The organism is Vibrio sp. V23_P3S9T160 (assembly GCF_963886625.1).
Taxonomy (GTDB): Bacteria; Pseudomonadota; Gammaproteobacteria; order Enterobacterales; family Vibrionaceae; genus Vibrio; species Vibrio anguillarum.
This window is the reverse complement of record NZ_CAWPDB010000178.1, coordinates 1-3,077: the sequence shown is the minus strand read 5'-3', so window position 1 is coordinate 3,077 and position 3,077 is coordinate 1. Positions and strand designations below refer to the sequence as shown.

1 protein-coding gene is annotated in these 3,077 nt (G+C 46.0%); it reads left to right on the top strand.

The annotated features are described in order from the left end of the window. Positions 1-65 precede the first annotated feature (65 nt). Entirely contained in the window at positions 66-2,954 is a 2,889-nt protein-coding gene (locus AACU59_RS16835) for an Ig-like domain-containing protein (protein ID WP_094145842.1), read from the top strand. Positions 2,955-3,077 lie beyond the last annotated feature (123 nt).

Genomic DNA, 3,077 nt, shown 5'->3' with positions numbered 1-3,077 from the left:
AATTATTGGTGGTGGTGCTAATAAACATACCGAATATTATAAATTTAATATAAGGGTATAAAATAATGTTTAATCAAAAAAACACGCCAGTCTCAGTGGCCGATAAAAATTATTATCGGGCTTTAGGCCTAACCATCCTTTTCTCTGGCCTACTTTTAAATCCAATATCTCAGACTATTGCTGCTGAGTTTCGCGCTGATGCGGTTGCTGAGTCAGAGGGGCAATGGTGGAGCACTTACACCTTAGCGATTAAAAATACAGGATCAGAGTCAGCGGATATGCACGATGCGGTCATCGAATTTGTATTACCCGTTGCGATTAACGATATAGGTTGGCAATCATCGGCGCTATCCCATCCTACGTGGAGTTTATCTCATACCGCTCAAGCAGGCGGTATTCTCCATTCAGTGGCGCTTAAATTCCCTGAAGGTGCTTGGGTTGACAGCGTTCTGAATGCCTCAGAATCACTCTCCTTGACGATCGCTTTTGCTGGTTCATTGGAAAACCTGAGTGCTTTTGAAGATTCTGTTATTGTGAAAATGGAAGGGGGCATCACACCACCGCCCGATTTTTCGCTAGATATTCTCTCTCCAGCGCCAAATTCAGTGGTATACACAGGCACAGACGTCAGCATTATGGCTCGTATTGATGGTGAGAGTGCTGGTAAGCTTGAGTTTTGGGCTAACCAAGACAAAATTGCTCAACAACCATTAAAGCAAGGTGTCACCGAGTATCAGCAAGTGTGGCAACCGCAAGAGATAGGAGCCGCTTCCATTTCAGTTATCGCGTTCAATGAGGAAGGCGATAAGCTCTCTGAGCAAAGCGTGCCTGTTTCTGTCGAGTCAGAATCGACGGCGCCTAATCCTCCGGTCGTTGAGTTCATTTCCCCAGAAGCGGGATCGTCCCACCCACAAGGCACAAGTCTGACGATCTCTGCTGAAGTGACCGATGCTGATAATGATCTGGCTACCGTTAAATTTTTTGCTAATGACACCGAAGTTTGCAGTATCGATGCCAAAACAGAGCAAGTGTTCTCTTGTGACTGGACCCCTCAAACGGCCGGAAGCGCTGCATTACGTGTTGAAGCGCAAGATGATGAACGGCATGTAACACAAAAAAATCTGACGATTACGGTTACTGATGTGAGTGGTAGTTGCGGTGACGTTGCTCAGTACCAAGATGGCGTGAGCTATCAAGTGGGAGATGAGGTAACCAATATTGGCCATATCTACGCATGTAAAATCGCAGGTTGGTGTGGTAACCCAGTATGGACACCGGGTACTGGGCATCCAAATTATCCAGATGCATGGAAAGATGCATGGAATGACGTTGGTGAGTGCGATCCTAACCCTGTTCCTGAAGTGCATGTTCAATCGCCAGAAAATGGACAAAAAATAGCACCTAATCAGCCATTTGAGGTGGTCGTTGAGGCGACCGACGATACCCAAGTGGCGCGTGTCGATGTTCAATTGAATGGCGAAGTCGTTGCAACATCCACCTCTTCTTCGGGCGATCTCTATACCATCACTGTGCCTGCTCAAGTTGAAGGACAATACACACTTACGGTTGCCGCGTATGACGATCAAGGCGCAAGTGCTCAAACTGCACCGATTTCGATTGCCATTACTGATAAAGATCTGCTGGTGTCACTCTCTTCCCCTGTAGACGGTTCAAGCTTCTTTGAAGGCCGAGCGATCTCAATCAAAGCGGATGCTAAGAGCTATGAAGGTGAGGTGACGTCCGTGACGTTTATTGCCAACGGTAAGGTGCTGAATCAAGACACCGAAGCACCTTATGAATATGAGTGGATTGGAGCGCAAGCAGGCAACTACGCTATTTACGCAAAGGCGCTCAACAGTGCTAATCAAGAGCAAATGTCAGCCCCATCCAATATTACAGTGAAAGAGAGTACCGGTGGTGGTGGCCTTGCCGATAACCCAGACCGTGCCATTAGTTATCTCACTTCTTGGGGATTAAACGATTATGAAAAACTGTTTAATTCTGAAGGTGACGGTTATTTATTATCGTTCGGTAAATGGGATGCTAGCGGCAACATTACGATTTCTGATGACATGGTAACCCCACCAAGTTACAACCCAGATTGGATGCCATCTCAGTACTTAGCGTGGTCAACCTTAAAACACGATAATAGCAATGTCACCATGATGGTCGCGTTTGGTGGTCAAACTTATGAAAGTATTTGGTCTGCGATTGGTAGCGATGCAAATCGGGAGGCGGTGGCCAATGGCCTCGTTGAATTGGTCAACAAACCCTTCCCTGTCTATAAGAAGAACCTAAAACCAGAAGAGGTAGTGGGTGACTGCCTTGCGACGGGTGGTGATGGCCAATGTGATTACAGCAAGTACCAATTAGCGGGTTATGTGCAAATTGATGGTCTTGACTTCGACTTCGAGAAAGCAGCGCGCATTACCGATAAAGAGAACCAAGACCTAACCGCATTGATTAAACTGATACGCCAAAAAGTGGGAGACAATAAAGTGTTGTCGCTGACCACATACCATGTCGGTGCTGATCCTGTGGCATGCATGGATTCAAGTGTGTTTGAAAATTGTTCTTACGTTGAGCCATCAGGTCGCTCGTCTCACCATGGTGAAGTGATCGATCTGTTACAAGCAACCAAGAACGATTTCGATTTCTTCAACGTCATGACCTATGACGCCGGCCAAAACTTCCTCTATGATGTCGCGATGGCCAATTACGCTCAATACATTGGAGATAAGTCGAAAATTGTTTTGGGCAATACGATCAATAGCCAGTGGGGTCCAAACGGCAATTTTGTGGAGAGCCGTGAAAACAACCTCAACCGTGCCAAGTGGCAAAAAGAGAATGGTTACGGTGGTTTCTTTATCTGGGCGTTGGGTTCAAATAATCAAAGTCTGAGCATGGAACAGCAAGTCGAGTACTTCAACGAAATGATCAGTGTCAGTAAGTAGCCTGCATGGTTACTTTGTGAGTTAATTAGATAACGGAAGGCCATGGTGCCTTCCGTGTTTTTATCCATCGTCATCAACTTAATCTGAATCGCCGAAGCTGAAAAACTATTCGATGTTTTGAAT